Raw genomic sequence first — 22,415 nt, forward strand, 5'->3', positions numbered from 1 at the left:
TTCATGAGTACAGTTCTCACCACCGTTCCGGTCCTAGACATGTCTACCGCACGTCGCGCCGATGGCAGTTTTGATGAAGGTTTCATTACGGCCTTGCGCGACGCCGCCCACCGCGTGGGCTTCTTCCAGATCACCGGCTTCGGCGCCGGTGAAGGCACGACGCAGAACTTGCTCAAGACCCTGGCAGAGTTCTTCGCTCTGCCCGTCGAACAGAAGCTGGAACTGGACAACCGCACCTCGGCACAGTTCCGCGGCTACACCCGGCTGGGTGCCGAAATCACCCGAGGCCGTGCCGATTCGCGTGAACAAATCGACTACGGGCCGGAGCGCGAGGTCCTCACCGACGTCCCGGCCGATGCGCCCTACCTGAACCTGCAGGGTCCCAACCAGTGGCCGGCCCGGTTCCCGCAGCTTGAAACCGTCGCCATGGAATGGTCAACGCTGATGAACCGCGTCGGTGCCGAGCTGCTCTCCGCACTGGCCGTCGGCCTGGGCCTGCCCCAGGAATACTTCGACGAGCCCTTCGCGGAGACCCCGGCATGGATGGGCAAGCTGGTGCATTACGTCGGTGGGGGGATCGTCCCCGGTGCCGGAACCCAGGGCGTCGGCGCCCACGCCGACTATGGTTTCATCACCCTGCTGCTGCAGGACGCGGTTGGCGGGCTCCAGGTCCAGCCCTACGGCCAGGACGAGTGGATCGAGGTCGAGCCGATCGAGGGCGCTCTGGTGGTCAACATCGGCGAGATGCTCGAGGTCGCCACCAACGGCTACCTGATGGCCACCATCCACCGGGTCACCGCTCCACCGGCCGGAGTTGACCGGTACTCGGTCCCCTTCTTCTATTCCCCGCGCCTGGACTCGGTCATCAACACCGTGCCGCTGCCGGCCGAGCTAGCCTCCGAGGCCCGCGGCGTTTCCGACGACCCGCAGAACCCGATGCTGGCTTCCTACGGCGCCAATGTCCTCAAGGGCTGGCTTCGCGCCCACCCTCAGACCGCGAAGGCGCACTACCCGAACCTGGTGAAATAGCTCTTCCCCCTGCGGACATGTAACGGGTGACTTGGCCGTCCGTATCCGGATCGGCCTGGTCACAAGTCCACGGACAGGCCGGGACGGAACCTATGCTGTACCTATGAGTGCCACGAACACGGGCCGGCAGCGCCACACGGGAGCCCGGTTGCCGTCGCTGATCTCCCGGCTTGTCACCAAGGGCGTCCCGTTTGCCGACCTCCCGTTGCGCCGCAAAGCCGGCTGGTCGCAAACACCCATGCTGCTGGCGGTGGCCATCGCCTGCATCCTGGCGGCCATCACGGCCCCCGAGGAAATCTACGGGGACGGGCATTTCGTGGCAGGGGTGCTGCTGACGCTGCTCAACAGCGTGCTGGCCTGGACCGTCCCGTGGACGCGACTGGGCCCACAGTCGTACCTTTCGATCCCAGCGCTCGGTCTGGTGTCGGCAACCCTGATGGCCGTGGGCGCCTATCCCTGGCTCAGCGGGGTCAGCCTGTTCATTGCCTTCCCGGTCTTCTGGTTTGCCTGGTCCGGCGTCGTCCCGCGCACGACGCTGCTGCTCTCGTTCGTCGTGCCGTTGGCTGCGACGTGGCTGCAACTGTGGCACCACGGCACTGCCTTCTCCCTGGAGGCAATGTCCAAGCCGCTGATCATTCCCTTGGCCATCCTGGCCCTGGCCACCACCACGGTCATCGCTGCACACAACACCGTGCTGGCCGAACGGCAGCTGCGCGCGACACTGGCCACCAGCAGGCGGCAGACCCACCTGCTGAACGCCGTGCTCAATGCCGCAAACGTCGGGGTCGTCGTGGTGGATCGCGACGGCCACGACGTGTTCATGAACGACGTCCAGCGCTTCCAGCACCGGCATGCCACCCCGGAGAACAATCCCAACCCCAACGAGTCCCAGCTGCTGATACGCGCAGTCACCTCCGACTACGAGCCGGTCGACGAGCTCCTGGATCCCCATGACCGGCCGGTCATCCGCGCGATCCGCCAAGAGGAATTCACCGACGAATTATTTGCGATGGGCCCATTCTCCAACCCCATGTACCTGTCCACGTCGGCCCGCTCGTTCTTTGGCGAAGACGGTGCCTACGACGGTGCGGTGACCATGTTCAAGAACATCACCCCGCTCATCGAGGCTTCAAAGACCCGCGACCGTTTCCTCGCCAACGTGAGCCACGAGCTTCGCACCCCGCTGACTTCGATCCTGGGCTACCTCGAACTGCTCCAGGACGATACAGGCCTGAACCACTCCCAGAATCATGCCGTGGATGTGATCTCACGGAATTCCGAGCGGATGCTCCACATGGTCAACGACCTGCTCGCCGCGGCGGCCGGACACCACCAGGTCAATATCGTCGCCATGGACCTCGGGGCGGTGATCCACGCCCAGATCGAGTCCCTCTGCCCTCGTGCCGAAACCGCGGGGATCGCGTTGCTCAAGGGAAACCTATGCCACGAGGCCGTGCTGGGCGATCCGTTGCGCCTGGGACAGGTGGTGGACAACCTCGTGTCCAACGCCATCAAGTACACCGACGCAGGGGGATCCGTCACGGTGGACATGAACTGCAACAGCAAGGAGATCACGCTCCGGGTCATCGACACCGGGCACGGGATGTCCGATGAGGACCTCCAGGGCCTCTTCACCCGCTTCTTCCGCACCGAGAGGGCCAGGCGCTCCGGGCTGCCTGGTGTCGGCCTTGGACTGGCAATAAGCCAGGAGCTGGTCAATGCCCATGGCGGGACGATCACGGCCGAAAGCAAGCTGGGTGCGGGAACGACCATGACCGTCACCCTGCCGCGCAGGTCCCCGGGCTCCGGCACGGGGTCCTCGGTCCGCCCGCTGGGCCTTCCGTCCGTGCACCCGGACTCTCGCCGCTGAACGGCGGCTTAAAAACAAAGTGTGAGTTCAAGGTGCACCTGAAACTCACACTTTGCCAGGTTCGTCGAGTCCACTCACGCCCCCATGATGCGAGTGAAGAACCTTGAATTGGTATTCGGGGACTCATCACTTTCCCCGTTGCCGTCGGCGCGGATTCACCCGATCCTTCAGCAATCAACACTATTCCTTGTCAACATCAATTTTTCATCCAAACGCAGGCAATATTGCCGCACAGTATCCTCAAGAATCATGGCGACTTCCTTGAGGTTGTCTTGAGCGTTTTTGGGGCCCGTTCGTGAGCTTTGCGCAGCATGATGGGACCATGAGGTTCCTGCCCATTTCCCCTGACGACGCGGTATGCACGCAGACCCTGGGAAAACTGTGCTCGGACCTGGGACCGCAATGCGTCGACGAGTTCATTGCCCAATTCAAGTCGCTTCTGCCGAGGCGAATCACACGGCTGAACCAGGCCCATTCCTTGCACGACGGAGCCGCGGGACAGGATGCCGCGCTCTCCTTGAAGTCCGCGGCAACCATGGCCGGAGCCCACGGCCTGGCCTGGCTGGCTTTTCTGCTGCACGACGCTTTCCGGGACGACCAGCGGGAGGTCCAGGGCGAACTCATTGGCCGCATCGAGCGGGCCGGGGGCACGATCCTTGCGGTGTTGGGCGCACCCGGATTTGCCGAGCACGCACTAAGGGCATATCTAGGGTCGGCTAACGCCTAGCCACCGCGCGGTAGCCAACCCCGCGCACGGTTTCAATCCAACGCGGTTCCTGGGCAGAGTCTCCCAGCTTGCGCCGCAGGTTTCCCACATGCACCTCCACGGACCGCTCATCGGACGCCGAGACGTAGGTTCCGGCGTCGGAATCCTCGTTGCGCAACCGCCTCACCAAATCGGTCTTGGTACGGATGTGGCCCTTGGCACCCAGGAGCGATTCGAGCAGCGTGAACTCCGTCGGCGTGACGACTTTGGCTTCCCCGTCAACGTGGACCGAGTAGGTGGCCACATTCATGACCAACCCGTTGAAGCCGCGCAGGTGGGCCTCGTCGGTGGCCGCCTCGTCCTGGGCTTGGGCCGCAGGTCGGTTCTCAGCGGGCGCGGCGCCGTGCGCCGGGCCGCTGAGGCCCGTGCGCCGGCGCATGATCGCATCGACCCTGGCACGCAGCTCACGAGGGCGGAACGGCTTGGTGACATATTCGTCGGCACCTGATTCGAGTCCCAGGACAGTATCGATCTCGTCGGACCGCGCGGTGAGCATCAGGATGTGCGCGTCGGAGACGCTGCGGATCCGGCGGGCGGTTTCGAATCCGTCGATGTCCGGCAAACCGATATCCAGGGTGACCAGATCGGGATGGTGGGATTCCACCAATTCCACGCCGGCAACCCCTGAATCCGTGGAATGGACGTCAAACCCGGATTGCTGCAGGACAACCTCCAGCAACCCCCGGATGTCGGCGTCGTCTTCCACGACCACTGCGATACGGCGTTCGGTCAACACACTCACCTCTTCAGCTACGTTCGATTGGCGCCATCAACTTTCGCCAATGCACTGGTCGTTAGTCTAACGATTTCCCGATCGGGTGGTGCAGCTTAAACGAAATCGGCCTTGACGAGATTTCTCAGGTCAAGACCGATACCGTATCCGCGGAGGATGGGGGATTTGAACCCCCGAGGGCGTGAACCCAACACGCGTTCCAGGCGTGCGCCATAGGCCGCTAGGCGAATCCTCCAGCTTGCTCCAAAGAGCAGGTTCCAGCATAGCGGACAATTTCGATGACAACTAATCGACGCTCGAAGCCCACACCCAAGAGCCGCTTCGGGCAGCCCGGAGCCCTTTCCCGCACACCCCCGGATGGCCCCGGCCGCACTCCACAGCCGGGCAGCGGCCGGGCGCGGGCTGGACCGTGCCGGGTTGAACTGGAACATGGGAAAATTTGCGGCGCACCAGAGCAATTCCGGGCCAGAAGGAGGTGGCGTGCCGCCTGCCGGGTCTCGTTACTATGCCGGGATGGATGGCACTTGGAGCACCCTTGTGGAAGCCTTCCTGGCCCGAAGCCCCCTCATGAGGGCAGTAGCGAAGCTCACATCGACCCATTCCCCGCGAAACCCGGCACAGGGCCTGAACCAGTTGCGCGAGCTCAGTCGGATCCGCGCCATGATCGACGGGCTGGAATCCACATTGCTGGCCGACACCTCCGAGATGGTGCAGCGCGGCATGCCTACTCCGCTGTCGGAGGAGAACCCCACGCTCTTTGACTACAAGCGGGAGATCGAGGAACACGGTTATCCGCTCTCCCGGCTGGACCAGGACCTGAACCGATCCTCGTTCGTGGCCGAGGCCGCCATGGTCACCAGGACCTCGGAGCATTCCACCTTCAACAGGCTGGCCACCGCCGAGGGCCTGCGGACCGTACACGAGGCCTCCCTCTTCGCCTTGTACACCGGATCCATCACCTCACGCACGGCCGCAGCGCTGGTGAAACAGACCCGCGGCATCCCACGCGCAACCGCCCGACAAATCGAGGCGAGCCTGCTTCCCACCGCGGCCACCGCCTCCGATGCGGCCATGGCATTGCGCATCAAGCGCGCACGGGAGCGACTGCATCCTGAATCTGCCGCGGACCGCAGGTCGCGGGCGGAGACGGGACGTTCGCTGGTGTGGTGGCCCGAAGAAGACGGGATGGCGGTGCTGCAGGCCTACATGCCCGCCGAAGACGTGCTGGCCATCTACAACACCGTTTCCACTCACGCCAACCTGTTGCTCCCGGGCGAAGCTGACCGGGCGCTGGGCCAGCTGCGTGCCGACGTCTTCAGGGATTCGCTGCTCGAGGGCTGGCCCGGTCAGCCTACGAAGAAACCCCCGCCCTTTGTGGGGCTGACAATCCCGGCACTGGAGCTGCTGGCCAACCCGGAGCGCGGGACCGCCAACCTTGAGGGGTATGGCCCCATACCGATCGGTGTCGCGGTGCGGCTGGCCGCCGCGGCGCCGTCGCTGCGGCCCATTCTCACCGACCCGTGGACCGGCTCCGTCCTGGATTTGGGCCGCAAGCGATACAAGCCCTCCAAGGCATTGCGTGATTTTCTGCGGGTGCGCGACGAGCATTGCCGGTTTCCCGGCTGCCGGCGGGCCCCGGACCTCTCCGAATTCGACCACATCGACGACTGGGCAGCCGGAGGCGGCACCTCGGCGCGCAATGCCCAGCTGCTGTGCAAGCGGCACCAGATCTACAAGCATGTGTTGGGCTGGCAAGCTGTGTACCTGGGCAACGGTTCGCTGCAATGGCGCACCCCGCACGGCCTGACTCAGCTGGAGCTGCCCGACGGGCTGCTGTACCCCCGCCCCCTGGGCCCCGATGCGCCGCCGGTCCAGCTGATGCTGCCCGGAACCACGATCGATGCGCAAACCAAGCGGCTGCTGGGCTGGAACGGGTCCGAGAAGATCCCGGGAATCGGCGACGACGCCCCCGAGCCGTGAAGGCAGGAATACGTGAGCCGATCGACGCATGCGGATTTCGGGCCTGGGCACTGTCTCGGGTAGACTATTTGACGGCCCCTCATGTGGTGTCATCCTGTTGAACTCCCCCAGGACCGGAAGGTAGCAAGGGTAGATGGGCTCTGGCAGGTGCATGAGGGGCCTTTACTATTTTCCCGCAACGAGTGTTGGCCCCACCACCTCGAAACCGGGAGTCGAAAGGGAGTAGGTCGATGGGTTCCGGACGGTTCGCTCCCAGCCCCTCGGGAGAACTGCACCTGGGCAACCTGCGCACCGCGATCCTGGCCTGGCTCTTCGCCCGCTCCAGCTCACGCGGATTCCTCATGCGCATCGAGGACCTCGACCGCGCACGTGCCGGCGCCGAGGAACTCCAGCTTGCCGACCTCGCCGCCATCGGGCTCACCTGGGACGGAGAGGTCGTGAGGCAGTCCGAGCGCTCCGGCCTCTATGCGGAGGCCCTCGGCTCGTTGCGGGCCCGCGACCTGCTCTATGAATGCTTCTGCACCCGGCGCGACATTGCCGAGGCCTCCAGCGCCCCGCACGCCGCACCCGGAACCTATCCCGGGACCTGCCGGGATCTCACCGAGGCCGAACGGGTCGCCAAGCGCGGGCTGCGGCCGGCAGCCTGGCGGCTGCGCACCGAGGCGGAAGCCTTCACCGTCACCGACGTGCTGCACGGCCAATACACCGGGGTCGTGGACGACTTCGTGGTGCTGCGCAACGACGGGGTCCCGGCCTACAATCTGGCGGTGGTCGTCGACGACGTGGCCCAGGGCATCGACCAGGTGGTCCGCGGCGACGACCTGCTCTCCTCGGCCCCGCGGCAGGCCTACCTGGCCCGGCTGCTCGGCGCCGAACCTCCGGTCTACGCCCATGTGCCGCTGGCCCTGAACGCGGACGGCAAGCGCCTGGCCAAGCGCGACGGGTCGGTGACCCTGGGCCGGCTTGCCGCCGTGGGCATCGACGCCGCGGCGGCACGCACCATGATCCTTGCCTCATTGGGGTTGCCCGGCGACTCGCTCTCCGCGGCGCTGGCGGCCTTCGATCCAGCACTGCTGCCCACGCAACCGTGGGTCTTCACAACCGATCCGGGTGCGCATGCATCCGGAAAACCGATAGGGTGGCCCTCGTGAGTACAGCTCTTTACCGTCGCTACCGTCCAGACAATTTTGCGGACGTGATCGGGCAGGAACATGTCACCACGCCGCTGATGACGGCCCTGGAAAAGAACCGGGTCAACCATGCCTATCTCTTCTCGGGTCCGCGCGGCTGTGGCAAGACCACGTCCGCCCGCATCCTGGCCCGCTGCCTGAACTGCGCCCAGGGCCCAACGCCGACCCCGTGCGGAACCTGCCCCAGCTGCATCGAGCTGGCCAGCGGCGGCCCGGGGTCCCTCGACGTGATCGAGATCGACGCGGCGTCCCACGGCGGCGTCGACGACGCCCGCGACCTGCGCGAACGCGCGACCTTCGCCCCGGTGCGCGACAGGTACAAGATCTTCATCATCGACGAGGCCCACATGGTCACCTCGGCGGGCTTCAATGCCCTGCTGAAGATCGTCGAGGAGCCGCCGGAGCACATCAAGTTCATCTTCGCGACGACCGAGCCGGACAAGGTCATCGGCACCATCCGCTCGCGCACCCACCACTACCCGTTCCGTCTGGTCCCGCCCGAGCCGCTGATCAAGTACCTCGAGTACCTGTGCACGGCCGAGGGCGTCTCCGTGGCCCCGGGCGTGCTGTCGCTGGTCATCCGGGCAGGCGGCGGGTCGGTGCGCGACTCGCTGTCCGTGCTTGACCAGCTGATCGCCGGTGCCGGGCCCAACGGCCTGGACTACGAGCTGGCGGTTTCGCTGCTCGGCTACACCCACGCCACGCTGCTCGACGATGTCGTCGATGCCCTCGGCGCCGGGGACGCGGCAACCGTGTTTGCCGCCGTGGACCGCGTGGTGCAGACCGGGCACGACCCGCGACGATTCGTCGAGGACCTGCTCGAACGCTTCCGCGACCTGATCATCGTGCGCGCGGTTCCCGAGAATGCCTCCCAGATCATTCGCGGCCTGCCCGAGGACCAGCTGCACCGCATGCAGGCCCAGGCCGCGGGACTCGGCCAGGCCGAGCTCAGCCGCTGGGCCGATGTCACCAATGCGGGTCTGACCGAGATGACCGGTGCGACGTCGCCGCGCCTGCACCTCGAGCTGCTCTGCGCCCGACTGCTGCTTCCGGCCTCGGACGCCACCGAACGTGGTTTCAACGCGCGCATGGACCGGATCGAACGCCGCCTGGCCTACTCCGGCGACGAGATTCCACCGATGCCGGCAGGCGACTCCGGCCAGCCGGGCCATGGCGGTTCCAACGCCGGATTCGAGGGCGAATCCTCGGGCCAGGGTGCGGCCGCGGTACGCGAGGCCCTGCGCGCGGCCCGTGCGCAGAAGGAAGGCGGCGCCGCCGAGGCGCCGGCAACCCCGGCAATCCCCGATGCCCCCGCTGCAAGCGAAGCCGCGCCTGCCCCGTCCGCACCCGCTGAAGTTCTCATCGAACAGGTCGACGAGCCTTCCCAAGCCCCGGTTTCGGCCGCTCCCGCCGCCGCTGCTGCACCCGCACCGGAAACATCGGCGGCACCGGCACCGTCGGCACCCGTTGCGGAAGCTCCCGCAGCCGGGGAACCGGCCGGGCACTCCCCCGATTGGGGCGGAACCTGGGGACCGGTTCCCGAGGGCCCCGTCAACCCCGTCACCGAGCCGGTCTCGCCCGCCCAGGGCACCCCGGTGCACCCGCCAGCCAATGTGCCACCGTTCAGCATCCTGCCCGATCGCGCCCCGGAGACCGAGGGCGAGCCAGCAGCTCCGGCACCCGAACCCGCACCGCTGCAGCAAAACCAGGCCATGGCGGATTTCACCAAGAAGGTCAAGGAAGAGCAGGCCGCCAAGGAGCATGCCGCCGCCGAGCGAGCTGCACAGGAACGTGCCACGCAAGAACGTGCCGCGCAAGAACGTGCTGCAGCCGAGCAGCGAGCCGCGCAACAGCAACAGGCCGCCCCCCAGCCGCGGAATGCGCAGCAATACGCCGCGCAGCAGCAGAGCCAAGCCCCCGGGCAGCAACGCCAGCAGCAGCCGACCGAAGCCCGGCAACAGCAGGGGCAGCCGCAGGGTCAGATGCCTCCGCTGCAGCAACAGCAGAATCAGGCACCGCGTCAGCAGCAGCCACCGGCCGCACATCCGCAGCAGGGCCAGGGCCCGTCGGCGCAATCCGGCGGCACCGGCTCGGTGGAAATGTTCCGCCGCGCTTGGCCCGACATCCTGGAAGAGCTCAAGGGCAACAAGCGGTTCGTCTGGATGATGGTGGCGCCGAACGCGTCGGTCACCGGCTTTGACGGCCGCACGCTGACCGTGAGCTTCGCTCACACCGGCGCCATGACCGCATTCACCGCGCGGGCGGACAACGTTGCGATCCTGGGGCAGAGCATCCAGAAGGTGCTCGGCGTGAACATAGAGTTGGTCATCGCAGAGGGAGGCTCCGCACCCGCGGGTGGTTCTGGCCCAAAAGTTGATCGCCGGCCCGAGCCGGCGGTGACCACTGGTCCAGCTGAATCCGCACCACAGCAGCACACCGCCCCTTCCCCTTCCAGTGCGCCCGTTCCGAGCCAACCCGGCCGGGAAGCCGCACCGGAACCTGCCGCCCAGGGCGCTCCCGCCGCGCCCGCGCCCGCCGCGGCAACCGCACCCTCGGCGGCATCCGCGGCACCGGCTGCTCCACAACCGGTCGCCCCGCAGCCTGCAGCCGCAGTCGCGCCCGCGGCACCGGCACCGACCCCGCTTCCGGTGGCCGAGCAGCCCCTCGCGGAGGCCTCCGCCGAGGACCCTGGCTTCGGACCGGAACCCACCTGGGATTCCGAGCCGTGGGATGACGGCGGCGGCGACTGGGATGCTTCCTCCGTGCCGGTGCCCGACTGGGAAGGTGAGCTGGGAACCCCGGTTGCCGGTCCTGCCGTCGAGGACGATCCTTCGGGAGCGGCCGGCGCCACGTTGCCGGCGGCCCCGCCTCCGGCAACGCCCAAGGGCTACGTCGCCCCGGCCCCGTCCCTGGGTGCTGCCGACCGCCCGGTTGCTCCTCCCCCCGGTGCATCGGCCGCCACCTGGGGCATGCCGGTTCCGGCTCCCGTCCCGGCCGCCGAGGAACCAGGTGCCCCGGTGCCCGCCACCGGCGGCAAGCTCAGCCGCTACCAGCGTTTGATGAACCGGGCCGCCGGGTTCACCGATTCGCACCCGGCACCCGTGCATGCCCCGATCACCACCGATCCGTCGGCCGGTGCCTGGGGCAACCCGGACGACGCCCCGGATTTCGCCCGCCCGCGGACAACGCCGCTTGCGGAGCAGCGCCCGCAGGCACCGGTTGCACCAGTAGAATTGGATGAGACGGAGTTCGTCCCCAGTGACGACGACATCGAGATCGAGGATTCCTCGTTGATCGGGGTTCCCGCCATCGAACGCATCCTCAAGGGCCTCGTCATCGAGGAACGCGACGCGCAGGGCAACGTGATCGAGCGCCCCAACCGGCCTCGATGACGGCCCGCCGGCCGGGACCAAGCGTCGGGGCCGGTGTGTAGTGTCTGGTGCACGCAAACAAGGTCGCAGCGAACAGCAAGATTAGGCAGTGTGAATCCAAGTGTACGAAGGCGCAGTCCAGGAACTGATTGACGAATTGGGAAGGCTTCCGGGCATCGGCCCGAAGTCTGCCCAGCGCATTGCCTTCCACATCCTCGAAGCGGATGCGGAGGACATGAAGCGCCTGGCGCAGGTCATCTCCGTGGTCAAGGAACGGGTGAAATTCTGCACCGTGTGCTTCAACGTCTCCGAGTCGGAGACCTGCTCGATCTGCCGCGACGAGCGACGCGGGGACGACATCATCTGCGTGGTCGAGGAATCCAAGGACGTCATCGCCATCGAGCGCTCGCGCGCCTTCACCGGCAGGTACCACGTGCTGGGCGGGGCCATCAACCCGATCAACGGGATCGGCCCGGAGCAGTTGCACATCCGCGAGCTGATCGCCCGGCTGGGCGATGAGCGCATCACCGAGATCATCCTGGCCACCGACCCGAACCTGGAGGGCGAGGCGACGGCCACCTACCTGGTGCGCACGCTGCGCCCGCTGGGCATCAAGATCAGCCGGCTGGCCTCCGGCCTGCCGGTGGGCGGGGACCTGGAGTACGCCGACGAGGTCACCCTGGCCCGCGCCATCGAGGGACGGCGCAACACCGCGCAGCCGGCCCCCGCCGCCCCGCTGGTGCGCACCGCCCCGCCGTCCCAGGAGCCGGCCTCCGCGTCCTAGCCGCGCAGTCGCTCCATCTTCGGATCGAAGAGCGGGTCCGCGGCCACCGTCGCCGGTATCCGTCGGCCGAAGTACTCGATCTCGACCTGGTCCCCCTCCACCGTGGAGGCGGGGAGCCAGGCGTAGGCCAGCGGCGTGCGCACCGTGTAGCCGTAGGCGGCACTGGTCACGTAGCCGGCCGGGCTCCCGTCGAGGTACACCGGCTCCTTGCCCAGCACCATCGAGGTCCCGTCGTTGATGGTCAGGCAGCGCAGCGCCCGCTCCGAGGGTTGGTTGCGCAGCACGTCCACGGCCTGCGCCCCCACGAACCCGGTCTTGTCCTTGGCGATGGAGAAGCCCAGCCCGGCCTCGAACGGGTGGTGCTCGGGGGTCACGTCGGTGCCCCAGAGACGGTAGCCCTTTTCCAGGCGCAGCGAGTTGAACGCCCCGCGCCCGGCGGCGATGATCCCGTGTTCGGCCCCGGCCGCAAAGAGCACGTCCCAGAGCCGCTGCCCGGTCTCGGCGCTGGCATAAAGTTCCCAGCCGAGCTCGCCCACGTAGGACAGGCGCATCGCGGTGACCGGGATCCCGCCGATGACCACCTCGGCACTGCGGAAGTACTTCAGCGAGTCGTTGGAGAAGTCGTTCGCGCTCACCTTCGCCATGACCTCGCGGGCCAGCGGCCCCCACAGCCCGATGCAGCAGGTGGCACCGGTGATGTCGGCAACGTGTGCCCAGGCCCCCGGGTCCGCCGCGGCGGCCCGGCGCGCCTCAACGCTGAAGTAGTCCAGGTCGATGTTTCCGTTCACGCCCAGCTGGAAGCGTTCTTCCCCCAGCCGCGCGATCGTCACGTCGCTTCGGATACCGCCGTCCGCGTTCAGCAGCAGGCAGTAGGTGACAGCGCCCGGCTTCTTGGCGATGTTGCCCGTGCTGAGCCTCTGCAGCAGCGCCAGGGCGCCGGGCCCGGTGATCTCGAGCCGCTTGAGCGGGGTCATGTCGTACATGGCCACCGCGGTGCGGGTCCGCCAGGCCTCGGCCGCCGAGATCTCCGAGTGGAACTGGTTGGACCAGGAGTCGCGCTGAGGGGAGCGCCATGCATCGGGCATGGTCTCGAGCAGGTGCCGGTTGGCCTCGAACCAGTGCGGACGTTCCCAGCCGGCGGATTCCAGGAAAAACGCGCCAAGCTCTTCCTGGCGGGCCCGGAACGGGGCCGAGCGCAGATCCCGGGGTGAGGTGCGCGGCTCGAGCGGGTGGCGGATGTCGTAGATCTCCACGAAGTTCTGCTGGGACGTCTCCGAGATGTACTCCTTGGTGGTTTGCACCGGCTCGAAGCGGGTCACCTCGCCCTCGTGCAGGGAGATCGAGGACTGCCCGTCGATCAGCAGCTCGGCCACCGCGCGGGCGATGCCGGCCGAATGGGTCACCCAGACGGCTTCGGCCACGTAGAAGCCCTCCAGCTGCGGGGCCGCACCCACCAGCGGGCCGCCGTCGGGGGTGAAGGAGAAGATGCCGTTGAACCCGTCCTCGATCGAACGACCGCCCAATGCAGGCAGCAGCGCCTTCGAGTCCTCCCAGGAGGGCAGGAAGTCGGCTTCGGTGAAGTCCAGCCGCGAGGGCATCTCGTGCTCGCTCATGTCCTGGGCCGGCACCTTCGCCAGGGAGTCCAGGGCCACCGGCATCGGGCGGTGGGCGTAGGAGCCGATGCCGATCCGATCCCCGTGCTCGCGGTAGTACAGGTCCTTGTCCTGGTGGCGCAGGATCGGCAGGGACGCCCCGTGGGGGCCGGAGTTGTGCCCGGCGAGCTCCGGCAGCGCGTCGGTGGTGACGTATTGGTGGGCCAGCGGCAGCAACGGCACGCGCATCCCGATCATGTCCCCGATGGCGGGGCCCCAGAATCCGGCGCAGGAGACCACGATGTCGGCCTCGATGACCGTGTCGTCCCCGATCCTCACCCCGGTGACCTTGCCCCCGTCCTGCTCGATCCCGGTGACGGTCGTGTCCCCCAGGAACCGCACCCCGGCAGCGGTGGACTTCTCGATGAGCAGCTGCACCGCCCGCGCCGCGGACGCCAGCCCGTCGGAGGGAACCAGGAAGCCGCCCAGCACCGCATTCTCATCCAGCAACGGATGGAGCGCCTTGCATTCGGCCGCGTCGATCAGCCGCGATTCGAGTCCCCAGGAGGTGGCGAATCCGTGCCGGCGCGCCAGCTCCTCCACGCGTTCGGGGGTGGTGGCGATTTCCAGCCCTCCGACCTGGTTGAAGCAGGAGGTGCCGTCCTTCTGAAGGGACAGCAGCTTTTCGACGGTGTAGCTGGCGAACTCGGTCATCGACTTGGACGGGTTGGTCTGGAAGACCAGGCCCGGGGCGTGGGAGGTGGACCCGCCGGCCAGGTGCAGGGGCCCCTGCTCGATGACGGTGGTGTTGGTCCAGCCGCGGACGGCCAGCTCGTCGGCCAGGTTCGCGCCGACGATGCCGGCCCCGATGATCACGACGTTCGGTGCTTGGTTCATGGAAATGCTCCTTTTCGGGGGTGCTTAGCGGAAGACGACGGTGCGGGTGTTGTTCAGCAGGATGCGGTGCTGGCAATGCCAGGTGATGGCCCGGGCGAGGGCCTGGGCCTCGGCGTCGCGCCCGATCCGCGCCAGGGCGTCGGCGTCCGGGACATGGTCGACCCGGAACACCTCCTGTTCGATGATCGGTCCCTCGTCCAGGGACTCGGTGACGTAGTGCGCGGTGGCCCCGACCATCTTCACGCCGCGTGCGTAGGCCTGGTGGTAGGGCTTGGCTCCCTTGAACCCGGGCAGGAACGAGTGGTGGATGTTGATGGCCCGCCCGTGCAGCGCGGCGGTCAGCTCGTTGGAGAGCACCTGCATGTAGCGGGCCAGCACCACCACGTCGGCCCGGTGTTCGGCGATGACGTCCTGGAGCCGGGCCTCGGCCGCGGGCTTGGTGTCGGCGGTGACCGGGATGTGGATGAACGGCAGCCCGGCGGCCTCGGCCATGGGGCGCAGGTCCTCGTGGTTGGAGACGACGGCCACCAGTTCGGCCCCGAGCGTTCCGGTCCGCCAGCGGTAGATCAGGTCGTTGAGGCAGTGCCCGAACTTCGAGACCATGACCAGCACGCGCTGCGCCCGCCCGTCGTGGAACGCGAAGTCCATGTCGAACTCCCCCGCCAGCTTTCCGAACGCGGCTTCCAGCGTCCCGGCGGTTTCCCGTGGATCGCCTCCGGACAGCGCGGTGCGCAGGAAGAGCCGGCCGCCGACGTGGTCGTCGAATTGCTGGTGCTCGGCGATGTCAAAGCCGGCATCGTCGAGGAACCCGGTCACGGCCCGCACGATGCCGGGTTTGTCGGGACAAGAGAGGGTCAGGACGAAGCGGACGCTGCGCGGGTGCGTGGCGTTGGCGGTCGCTGTCGTCTCGTGGGTCGTGGTGGTCACGTTGGTTGCTCCCTTGGGTCGCTGAAAGGTGGATGGTTGTTGGGTGATGGTGGCCAGTGGATCGCGGAGGTTCGTCAGGCGTCGGTGCCCCGGCCCGGGCAACGGGCCTCCGCTTCGCAGGTCTCGGTGCAGTCGTGCCTGGTCACCAGCTCGAAGGGCACCCCGCCATGTTCGTCAACACCGCTGCGGATGGCCCGTTCGACCACCGAGTCGGCCAGTCTCTTGCGCAGGGCCAGCGGGTCGCGACGCAGGTCCTTGACCAGGGCGATACACAGGACGAACATGACGATCGCGAAGGGAAGGGCGGAGACGATGGTGATGTTCTTCAGGCCGTTCAGCGCCTGCCCGGGGTCGTCCCCGCCGGCCAGCAGCATGATGGCTGCCACCGCACCGGTGAGTACGCCCCAGAACACGATCACGCGCTTGGAGGGCTCCATGCGCCCATTGGTGCTCAGCGAGCCCATCACGATCGAAGCGGAGTCGGCGCCGGTGACGAAGAAGATGCCGACCAGGACCATCGCCAGGATGGCAATGGCCAGCGTGACCCCGGGGCCGGTGCCAAGATGCTGGATCAGATCGAACATGGCGCCCTCGAAGTCAATGGACGGTTCCCCGTCGACCATGCTCACCATCGAGCCGGAGGCCCCGTTGGACGCTTCGGCCTTGAGCTGGACGTCGAAGGCGGCTCCGCCGAAGATCGAGAACCAGATGACGGACACCAGGGACGGGACCAGCAGCACGCCGGTGACGAACTGGCGGATGGTGCGTCCGCGGCTGATCCGGGCAATGAACATCCCCACGAACAGTGCCCAGGACACCCACCAGGCCCAATAGAAGATGGTCCAGCCCGACATCCATGCCCGCACCGACTCGTCTCCGGCCGACTCGGTGCGGGAGGCCATCGATGGCAGGTCCCGGACGAAGTCGCCGATGGCCGAAGGAATCAGGTTGAGGATCAACAGCGTGGGTCCGAGCACGAAGACGAGCACCGCCAGCAGCAGGGCCAGGACCATGTTGATGTTGGAGAGCCATTGGATGCCCCGGGAGATCCCGGAGACTGCGGAGAGCACGAAGCAGATGGTCAGCACCGTGATGACCGCGACCAGAACCGGGGAGCCGACCTTGCCGACCCAGCCGTTGAACTCGATGCCGCTGGCAATCTGCATGGCCCCGAGCCCCAGCGAGGCGGCTGTTCCGAAGAGCGTGGCGAAGATGGCCAGGATGTTCACGATCTTGCCGGCCGGCCCCTCGACACGCGGGCCGAACAGTGAAGTGAACGCGGAGGAGATCAGCTGCCGGCGCCCCAGCCGGAAGGTCGAGTAGGCCATCGCGATGCCGACCACCGCGAACATCGCCCACGGGTGGATGCTCCAGTGGAAGATGGAGGTGGCCATGGCCGTCTGGATGGCCTCGGGGGTGCTTCCGTCCACGGTTCCCGGGGGCGGGGAGACATAGTGGTAGAGCGGTTCCGCCACGCCGTAGAAGACCAGTCCGATGCCCATGCCGGCGCTGAACATCATCGAGATCCAGGAGACGGTGCGGAACTCGGGCTTTTCCCCGTCCCGGCCAAGCGGGATGTTCCCGAAGCGGCCCAGGGCCAGCCAGAGCACAAAGATCACGAAGAACGAGGCCAGCGAGACAAACAGCCAACCGGTGTTCTCCGTGACCCAGGACAATGCCACGCTGGAGGCCGTCGAGAGCGATGTTGTGTTGGTCAGCCCCCAGATGACGAAGGCCAGCGCGAAGGCTCCGGCAACGCCGAAGGTGACCTTGTCCAAACCCTCGGGCAGGCGCGGTATCACCCGCAGTGCCTTCCGCTCCGATTCGCTGTCTTTCAACTCCTGCAGGATCATGCTGTCGTCCGCTGGCGGGCGCACGGTTTCCGCCTCCTCGGCCAGTTCCGCCTCGGGCACATCCTGATCGTCGGACAAGGTTTCATCGGTGTTCACTGCCATGCGGATTTCCTTTGACTGGGGATTCGAATTGCGTCTTTGGAGCCAGGTGGAGCCGTGGAACGGGGAGATGCGCCCAACGCGGGAGCGCTATTCGCGGTGGATGACGCCGGGCGGAATGATTGCCTGCTGCGTGATCGGTGCGGCAACTAAAGGATGGATATTGTTTCGTATCGATCAACAGCAAGCGTCTCGAGCAACAATCGTGGCCCACCTCACATCGCAAAGTCAAGGGATTGCGAACTAATGAAAATGGCTGGCTGAATGAGATGCGTTCCCGACGGAGAAGGACCACGAGAATTTCCGGCCTACGCGGCGGCAATGCGTGCAACCGATGCATGGAGCCCGGCGCGCCGAGTGGAAACGCGAGGAATCGCTGGTGGGACCTTGGCGTGGATGCTTTTCCCCACTTCCGCAGGGCAGGGGTCATGCGAGTGGGCGTCGCCGAGGGAACCCGGGTTCGAAGGCCGACGGCATCAACGCCCGTGAAGCAGGTGCGTTGCCACCATTGGCCCAGTCCTCATTTCCGGACGTGACAGATTTCGAAGGACGCCAGCGGGGGCCCGCCGGTCACAAACCCGTCCGGCATCCCTCGTGACCGAAAACCGCTGATTCAGGACCCCTGCGTTCCCTGCGGGGAGGAAACCACACGGCAAATTGCAGAACGATGGCCCGGCGTCCCCAGGCGCTTGATGGCTTAGGACGCGCCGGACCATCTGTTCTCCTCGCCTCCAAGGGACCAAGCCGATGATCACGCGGTGTCACAGGTCGCCTTCCAGTCGCTCGGTGAGGATTCGCTTCGCCCGGGCCTGCAGGATGCCAAGGGATTCCTTGATGAGCGGTGATCCGAGGCTGCCCTTGCGCACGGCAGCGACGATCCTGCGCGAGGGCCGCCCCCTGCCCGATATGGGCAGCCGGGTCACGTTCTCTGCATTTCCCAGGGTCGCCAGGCGCGGCAGCAGTCCAACTCCCAGTCCCGCGCCGACAAAGGCGATCTGGGTTTCCCATTCGACGGCTTCATGGGCAATTCTCGGAGTGACGCCAACAGCAGTGAACGCCGCTGTGAACAGCGAATGGTAGGTGGACCCGGGGGCTTCCGTGATCCAGGGGTCCGTCGCCAGCTCTTCGAGCGTCACCGTTTCCCGCGACGCCAGGGGATGGTCGGAGGGAAGGATCACGTCGAGGGGATCATTGAGCAGCGTTGTCTGCTCGAAACGTGGATCCTCTTCAACATACGTCTCGGACTGCATTGCCACGATGACCGCAAGGTCGATTCGCTCGGCAACCAACAGGTCGAAGCACCGTGCCGGATTCGCCTCGAGCACCTGGACCTCCAACGACGGGTGTGCCGTGCGCAGGGTGGCTGCAAGCGGCGCGAGCAATTGGGCAGCTGCGGTGGAAAAGCCGCCGAGCCCCAAGCGGGACTGCACCTGGTCGCCGGCCTCCAGGGCCGCGGCGCGCAGCCGCTCCCACTGCGTAATCAGCGTGTCCGAACCCTCCACAAGAAATCGCCCCGTGGCGGTCAAGCGGACGCCCCGTCCGTCCTTTGCCAGAAGCTGCATGCCGAGCACGCGCTGCAGTTCCCGCAGCTGCGCGGAGACGGCGGAAGGTGAATAGCCAGTGAGCTCCGCGGTTCCTGCGACGGTGCCGCATCGGGCGAATACCCTGAGCGTGGTGATTCGTGAATCGATCATGCACACATTGTGCATCATTATCTCCAAAATCTTGCGCTTTTATTGCAGATGGAGGATCCCTAACCTCATGAGTAAGACGATTTCGACAGCTGCGGTGACGAAGATCACCCCGTGGCCCCCGGGCCCCGAACGCATACCCATTCCTCCGAGGAGTAAACACATGTCTGCTTCAGTGAACGTGCCTCTGTCATCACGAGGCAAACTCGCTTCGACCTTGCCTGCAGGGCAGCTGGCAGAAATCAGCGAGCTGTTCGACGATCGGCGTGAAGGCTACTCCCTCGATGCCCCCTTCTATGTCGATCCGGCGGTCTTCAAGATCGACATGCAGGCCATTTTCGGCAAGCATTGGATCTTTGCCGCGAGTGTTGCAGAGCTCCCGGAGCCGGGCGACTACGTCACTGTCGACTACGGCCCCTATTCCTTGATCGTCCTGCGCAACGACGAGGGCGGCGTGAATGTCATGCACAACGTGTGCCGCCACCGCGGAGCACGGGTCCTGACACAACCTGCCGGGACCACCGGCAACATGGTCTGCGGCTACCACTCCTGGACCTACTCCCCCAACGGCGACTTGATCCATGCCTCCGCGCCCGGAGAAACCAATTTCGACAAGAGCTGCTTCGGCCTCAAACGCGCCCACAGCCGCGAATACGCCGGACTCATCTTCGTCTGCATGGCCGACGAGCCCCCGGCCGACTTCGATGAAACAGCCAAGATCTTCGAGCCCTACCTCGCACCCCACGACCTGGCCAAGACGAGGGTCGCCTACCAGCAGAACATCATCGAAGAAGCCAACTGGAAGCTCGTGATGGAGAACAACCGGGAGTGCTACCACTGCGACGGCCACCCGGAACTCGCCTGCTCCCTCTTCCCCACCTGGGGCCTGACGGAGGGCCTCATCCCGCCACATCTCGAAGAAGTGTGGGACCGCAACAAGGAAGCACAGGCTGCGCTCGAAAAGCGCTGCCAGCGCTACGGCATTCCCTACGAGGTCGTCGAGGAGCTCGACACCCGCGTGGCGGGAATCCGCATCTCCCGCGAGTCCCTCGACGGCGACGGCGAGTCGTTCTCGCCCGACGGGCACCGACTTTCCAAGAAGCTGCTTGGGGACCTGCGCGATTTCCGCCTCGGCCGCTGCTCGATGCACCTGCAACCCAACAGCTGGTTCCACTTTCTCGGCGACCACGCCATCACGTTCGCCGTGTTCCCCGTCAACGAGCACCAGACCCTGGTGCGCACCACCTGGCTGGTGGCCGACGATGCCGTCGAAGGCGTCGACTACGACCTCGAGAAGCTCACCCACACCTGGAAGCAGACCAACCTGCAGGACAAGGCGTTCGTGGAGCTGTGCCAGAAGGGCGCGAGCAGCCCCGCCTATGAGCCAGGTCCGTACATGAAGAGTGAATACCAGGTCGAGGCATTCATCAACTGGTACATTCAGCGCGTGCAGGAGCACCTGGCATGATCAACAGCACGACCACCGCCCCATTTCAGGAACCGCAGCGCATCCGCGGACTTGAAATGCCATGGAACAGGGTCATGGGCACCACCGATGGACCCGCCGGTGCCGCCCGCGCCCTGGGGCCCTGGCATCCGCAGGAATTCATGGCCGAATGCGTCGAGACCGTTCCCGAGGACGGCGGCATGATGACCTTCGTGTTCCGCCGTTCCGACGGTGCACCCTTGGCGTTCCGGCCGGGCCAGTACCTGAACATCGCCTTTCCCGTGAACGGCGAGGACCAGGACCCGGTGGACCGCAGCTATTCGCTGTCCAGCTCGCCCACCGAGCCGTGGACCTTTAATGTCACGGTCAAACGCGATCCCACGGGGCTGGTCTCGCCGTGGGTGCACGAGAACGTCAAGCCGGGCACCGTGCTGGACATGCTCGGACCCGTCGGTGCGTTCCACCTGCCCGATGTCGATCGGAGGGCGCGCTACCTCTTGCTGGCCGCGGGCGCCGGCATCACCCCCATCATGTCAATGCTGCGGACAATCCATTCCCTGCCCGGACAGGCCGATGTCGTGGTGCTCTACCACGGTGCCGAGGCCGGAGGGTTCGCCTTCCACCGGGAGTTGGCCTACATCGCCGCCGTCGATTCGCGTGTCAAGGTCTTCTATTCCTTGGGCAATCGCAGCAAGCCGGAGGCGTGGGAAGGACTGACCGGAAGGCTGACCACGGCAATGCTCGACGAGGTGGCCCCCGATGCCAACGGCCGCCAGGTCTACGCCTGCGGCCCCGAGGGGTACCTGAACACCGCCACCGAGCTCCTGGACAGGGTCGGTGTCGACGATACATCCATACACATGGAGTTTTTCTCCGGAGACCGCCAGACGATCCTGGAATACCAGGCGGAGATCGCGCTGGCTGTGGATATTGCGGAAGAAATCGCCGAGGAAATCGCGGATTCGGCCGAAGAATATTACGAAAGCCAGCCCACGGCGTTCGGAATCTATGAGCCTGGCTACGATGCCGAGGGAACCCTGGAGGCCACGGGCCTGCCGCTCGAAACGGTTGACCCGACTGCTCCCGTCCCCGACTCCCCCGACGGCGGGCCGGGAGAAGGGCCGGAGGCCGGTTCCCCCGACGTCACGACGTTCGACACCGTTGGAACCGGAAGCCTCATCTTGTCCTTCATTCGAACCGGCATCAACGTGCGCATCGACCCCGAGGAACATATCCTCGGGACTGCCAAACGGGCAGGTGTCAGGATTGGCGCTAACTGCCAGGAAGGCATGTGCGGTTCATGCAAGATCGTCAAGCTTTCCGGGGACGTGGAGATGAACCACCAGGGCGGGATCCGGGCACGGGAAATCGAGGCCGGCAAGTTCCTGCCATGCTGCTCGACAGCATTGACCGATTTGGTGATCGATGCCTAGCCGCTGCCAGCTGCGCAAGGCAGTATCGCACCGGGTATTGCGCGGATTCGTGCCGCTGGAGCAGTTTCTCCGCCGCAGTGGCATGGGCGAGAAGCCCACGGGTGCTGGTCCCATCGCGCAGCCGGGCGTTCCGCGACTCGCCACGACAAGGTCCCGGGTGAGCAGCTCCGACAATGATCGACCGGATGCCTTCCATGGCAGGAACATCAACGTGAGAATGCCAAGCGAGGAATCCCGATCGCCCGCTCCGGATCCACGGGCTCCCCCGACCGCTTATTGCCATCCCGGAATGTCAACACAGCACCAAACCAAGGCAACGGCGTCGCTTCCGCGCCCGCCGGGCACCTGCGATGGACCTGCCTGGCAGCGAAACCCCATCGATCGCCGCAGTCGGATTGAAAGCCCTCGTCACCGAGCAGCGATATGCGCTGCACGTGTCGATTTACCCAACTTGCTTCACGGAAACGTACAACAACCACCCTCGCAGACGGTCCGATGCGGCCAGCAGCACCGTGAAGGTTTGATCGCCAACCCATAGGAGCCATTCAATGTCAGGTAACAAAGCCGTTGCATACAAGGCGCCGGGGATCGTGGAAATCATCGATACCCCGTATCCCACCCTTGAGCTCAGGGACGGACCCGGGGTCAACCCCGCCAACGTGGGGCGCAAGGTCCCGCACGGGGCCATCCTGCGCACCGTGAGCACCAACATCTGCGGCTCCGACCAGCACATGGTCCGCGGCCGCACCACCG

14 protein-coding genes, 1 tRNA gene, 1 other RNA gene and 1 pseudogene are annotated in these 22,415 nt (G+C 66.1%); 11 read left to right on the top strand and 6 right to left on the bottom strand.

Annotated elements, in window-relative coordinates:
• Positions 1–3 precede the first annotated feature (3 nt).
• The 3 genes from DQ353_RS12650 to DQ353_RS12660 all read left to right on the top strand — a co-directional run bounded on the left by DQ353_RS12650 (position 4) and on the right by DQ353_RS12660 (position 3,626).
• Positions 4–1,029, top strand: coding sequence for an isopenicillin N synthase family dioxygenase (locus DQ353_RS12650; protein ID WP_113763107.1), 1,026 nt, complete (start codon positions 4–6; stop codon positions 1,027–1,029).
• A gap of 103 nt (positions 1,030–1,132) precedes the next feature.
• The gene (locus tag DQ353_RS12655; RefSeq protein ID WP_113763108.1) at positions 1,133–2,899 is read left to right on the top strand and encodes a sensor histidine kinase; all 1,767 of its coding nucleotides are present in this window, start codon (positions 1,133–1,135) and stop codon (positions 2,897–2,899) included.
• Positions 2,900–3,221: 322 nt separating this feature from the next.
• Positions 3,222–3,626: an Hpt domain-containing protein gene (locus tag DQ353_RS12660; RefSeq protein WP_113763109.1), complete on the top strand. Its 405-nt coding sequence runs from the start codon at positions 3,222–3,224 to the stop codon at positions 3,624–3,626.
• On the opposite strand, the gene DQ353_RS12665 is transcribed toward DQ353_RS12660, so the two are convergent.
• On the bottom strand, positions 3,616–4,398 hold the full coding sequence (locus tag DQ353_RS12665) for a response regulator transcription factor (RefSeq protein ID WP_181578375.1): 783 nt from the start codon (positions 4,396–4,398) through the stop codon (positions 3,616–3,618). The genes DQ353_RS12660 and DQ353_RS12665 overlap by 11 nt on opposite strands.
• Positions 4,399–4,548: 150 nt before the next feature.
• Positions 4,549–4,633: transfer RNA gene (locus tag DQ353_RS12670), tRNA-Ser, on the bottom strand.
• 332 nt (positions 4,634–4,965) lie between these two features.
• Between DQ353_RS12670 and DQ353_RS12675 the strand changes: the two genes are divergently transcribed.
• The 5 genes from DQ353_RS12675 (at position 4,966) to recR (ending at position 11,723) form a co-directional block, all read left to right on the top strand.
• A complete protein-coding gene (locus DQ353_RS12675; RefSeq protein WP_181578376.1) occupies positions 4,966–6,378 on the top strand; it encodes an HNH endonuclease signature motif containing protein in 1,413 nt (470 codons plus the stop codon).
• Positions 6,379–6,448: 70 nt separating this feature from the next.
• Positions 6,449–6,545, top strand: an RNA gene (gene ffs, locus DQ353_RS12680) — signal recognition particle sRNA small type.
• A gap of 63 nt (positions 6,546–6,608) precedes the next feature.
• A complete protein-coding gene (gene gluQRS / locus DQ353_RS22310; protein ID WP_113763111.1) occupies positions 6,609–7,529 on the top strand; it encodes a tRNA glutamyl-Q(34) synthetase GluQRS in 921 nt (306 codons plus the stop codon).
• Positions 7,526–10,960: a DNA polymerase III subunit gamma and tau gene (locus tag DQ353_RS12690; RefSeq protein WP_113763122.1), complete on the top strand. Its 3,435-nt coding sequence runs from the start codon at positions 7,526–7,528 to the stop codon at positions 10,958–10,960. The genes gluQRS and DQ353_RS12690 overlap by 4 nt, the downstream gene beginning before the upstream one ends.
• A gap of 100 nt (positions 10,961–11,060) precedes the next feature.
• The gene (gene recR / locus DQ353_RS12695; RefSeq protein ID WP_113763112.1) at positions 11,061–11,723 is read left to right on the top strand and encodes a recombination mediator RecR; all 663 of its coding nucleotides are present in this window, start codon (positions 11,061–11,063) and stop codon (positions 11,721–11,723) included.
• Here recR and DQ353_RS12700 read toward each other — a convergent pair.
• The 4 genes from DQ353_RS12700 to DQ353_RS12715 all read right to left on the bottom strand — a co-directional run bounded on the left by DQ353_RS12700 (position 11,720) and on the right by DQ353_RS12715 (position 18,785).
• A complete protein-coding gene (locus tag DQ353_RS12700) occupies positions 11,720–14,212 on the bottom strand; it encodes a GcvT family protein (RefSeq protein WP_113763113.1) in 2,493 nt (830 codons plus the stop codon). The genes recR and DQ353_RS12700 overlap by 4 nt on opposite strands.
• Positions 14,213–14,236: 24 nt before the next feature.
• Positions 14,237–15,139, bottom strand: a complete 903-nt coding sequence (purU, locus tag DQ353_RS12705; RefSeq protein WP_113763123.1) for a formyltetrahydrofolate deformylase — start codon at positions 15,137–15,139, stop codon at positions 14,237–14,239.
• Between the two features lie 74 nt (positions 15,140–15,213).
• Entirely contained in the window at positions 15,214–17,094 is a 1,881-nt protein-coding gene (locus tag DQ353_RS12710; protein WP_113763114.1) for a BCCT family transporter, read from the bottom strand.
• A 758-nt stretch (positions 17,095–17,852) separates the two neighbouring features.
• Positions 17,853–18,785: a LysR family transcriptional regulator gene (locus tag DQ353_RS12715; protein ID WP_113763124.1), complete on the bottom strand. Its 933-nt coding sequence runs from the start codon at positions 18,783–18,785 to the stop codon at positions 17,853–17,855.
• A gap of 160 nt (positions 18,786–18,945) precedes the next feature.
• On the opposite strand from DQ353_RS12715, the gene DQ353_RS12720 reads away from it, so the two are divergent.
• From DQ353_RS12720 to DQ353_RS12730, 3 genes and pseudogenes are all read left to right on the top strand, one after another.
• Entirely contained in the window at positions 18,946–20,250 is a 1,305-nt protein-coding gene (locus tag DQ353_RS12720) for an aromatic ring-hydroxylating oxygenase subunit alpha (protein ID WP_113763115.1), read from the top strand.
• Positions 20,247–21,662, top strand: coding sequence for a ferredoxin reductase (locus DQ353_RS12725; RefSeq protein WP_113763116.1), 1,416 nt, complete (start codon positions 20,247–20,249; stop codon positions 21,660–21,662). Before DQ353_RS12720 ends, DQ353_RS12725 begins: the two co-directional genes overlap by 4 nt.
• Positions 21,663–22,210: 548 nt before the next feature.
• Positions 22,211–22,415: pseudogene (locus tag DQ353_RS12730) on the top strand (formaldehyde dehydrogenase, glutathione-independent); the annotation flags it as partial.

The sequence above is a fragment of the Arthrobacter sp. AQ5-05 genome (assembly GCF_003287975.1).
Classification (GTDB): Bacteria; Actinomycetota; Actinomycetes; order Actinomycetales; family Micrococcaceae; genus Paeniglutamicibacter.

Coding starts and splice junctions, on each gene's coding strand:
- DQ353_RS12715 (WP_113763124.1), bottom strand. CDS start 18,785: ATGATCGATTCACGAATCACCACGCTCAGGGTATTCGCCCGATGCGGC.
- DQ353_RS12675 (WP_181578376.1), top strand. CDS start 4,966: ATGAGGGCAGTAGCGAAGCTCACATCGACCCATTCCCCGCGAAACCCG.
- DQ353_RS12725 (WP_113763116.1), top strand. CDS start 20,247: ATGATCAACAGCACGACCACCGCCCCATTTCAGGAACCGCAGCGCATC.
- DQ353_RS12720 (WP_113763115.1), top strand. CDS start 18,946: ATGTCTGCTTCAGTGAACGTGCCTCTGTCATCACGAGGCAAACTCGCT.
- DQ353_RS12655 (WP_113763108.1), top strand. CDS start 1,133: ATGAGTGCCACGAACACGGGCCGGCAGCGCCACACGGGAGCCCGGTTG.
- gluQRS (WP_113763111.1), top strand. CDS start 6,609: ATGGGTTCCGGACGGTTCGCTCCCAGCCCCTCGGGAGAACTGCACCTG.
- DQ353_RS12660 (WP_113763109.1), top strand. CDS start 3,222: ATGAGGTTCCTGCCCATTTCCCCTGACGACGCGGTATGCACGCAGACC.
- DQ353_RS12710 (WP_113763114.1), bottom strand. CDS start 17,094: ATGGCAGTGAACACCGATGAAACCTTGTCCGACGATCAGGATGTGCCC.
- DQ353_RS12700 (WP_113763113.1), bottom strand. CDS start 14,212: ATGAACCAAGCACCGAACGTCGTGATCATCGGGGCCGGCATCGTCGGC.
- DQ353_RS12650 (WP_113763107.1), top strand. CDS start 4: ATGAGTACAGTTCTCACCACCGTTCCGGTCCTAGACATGTCTACCGCA.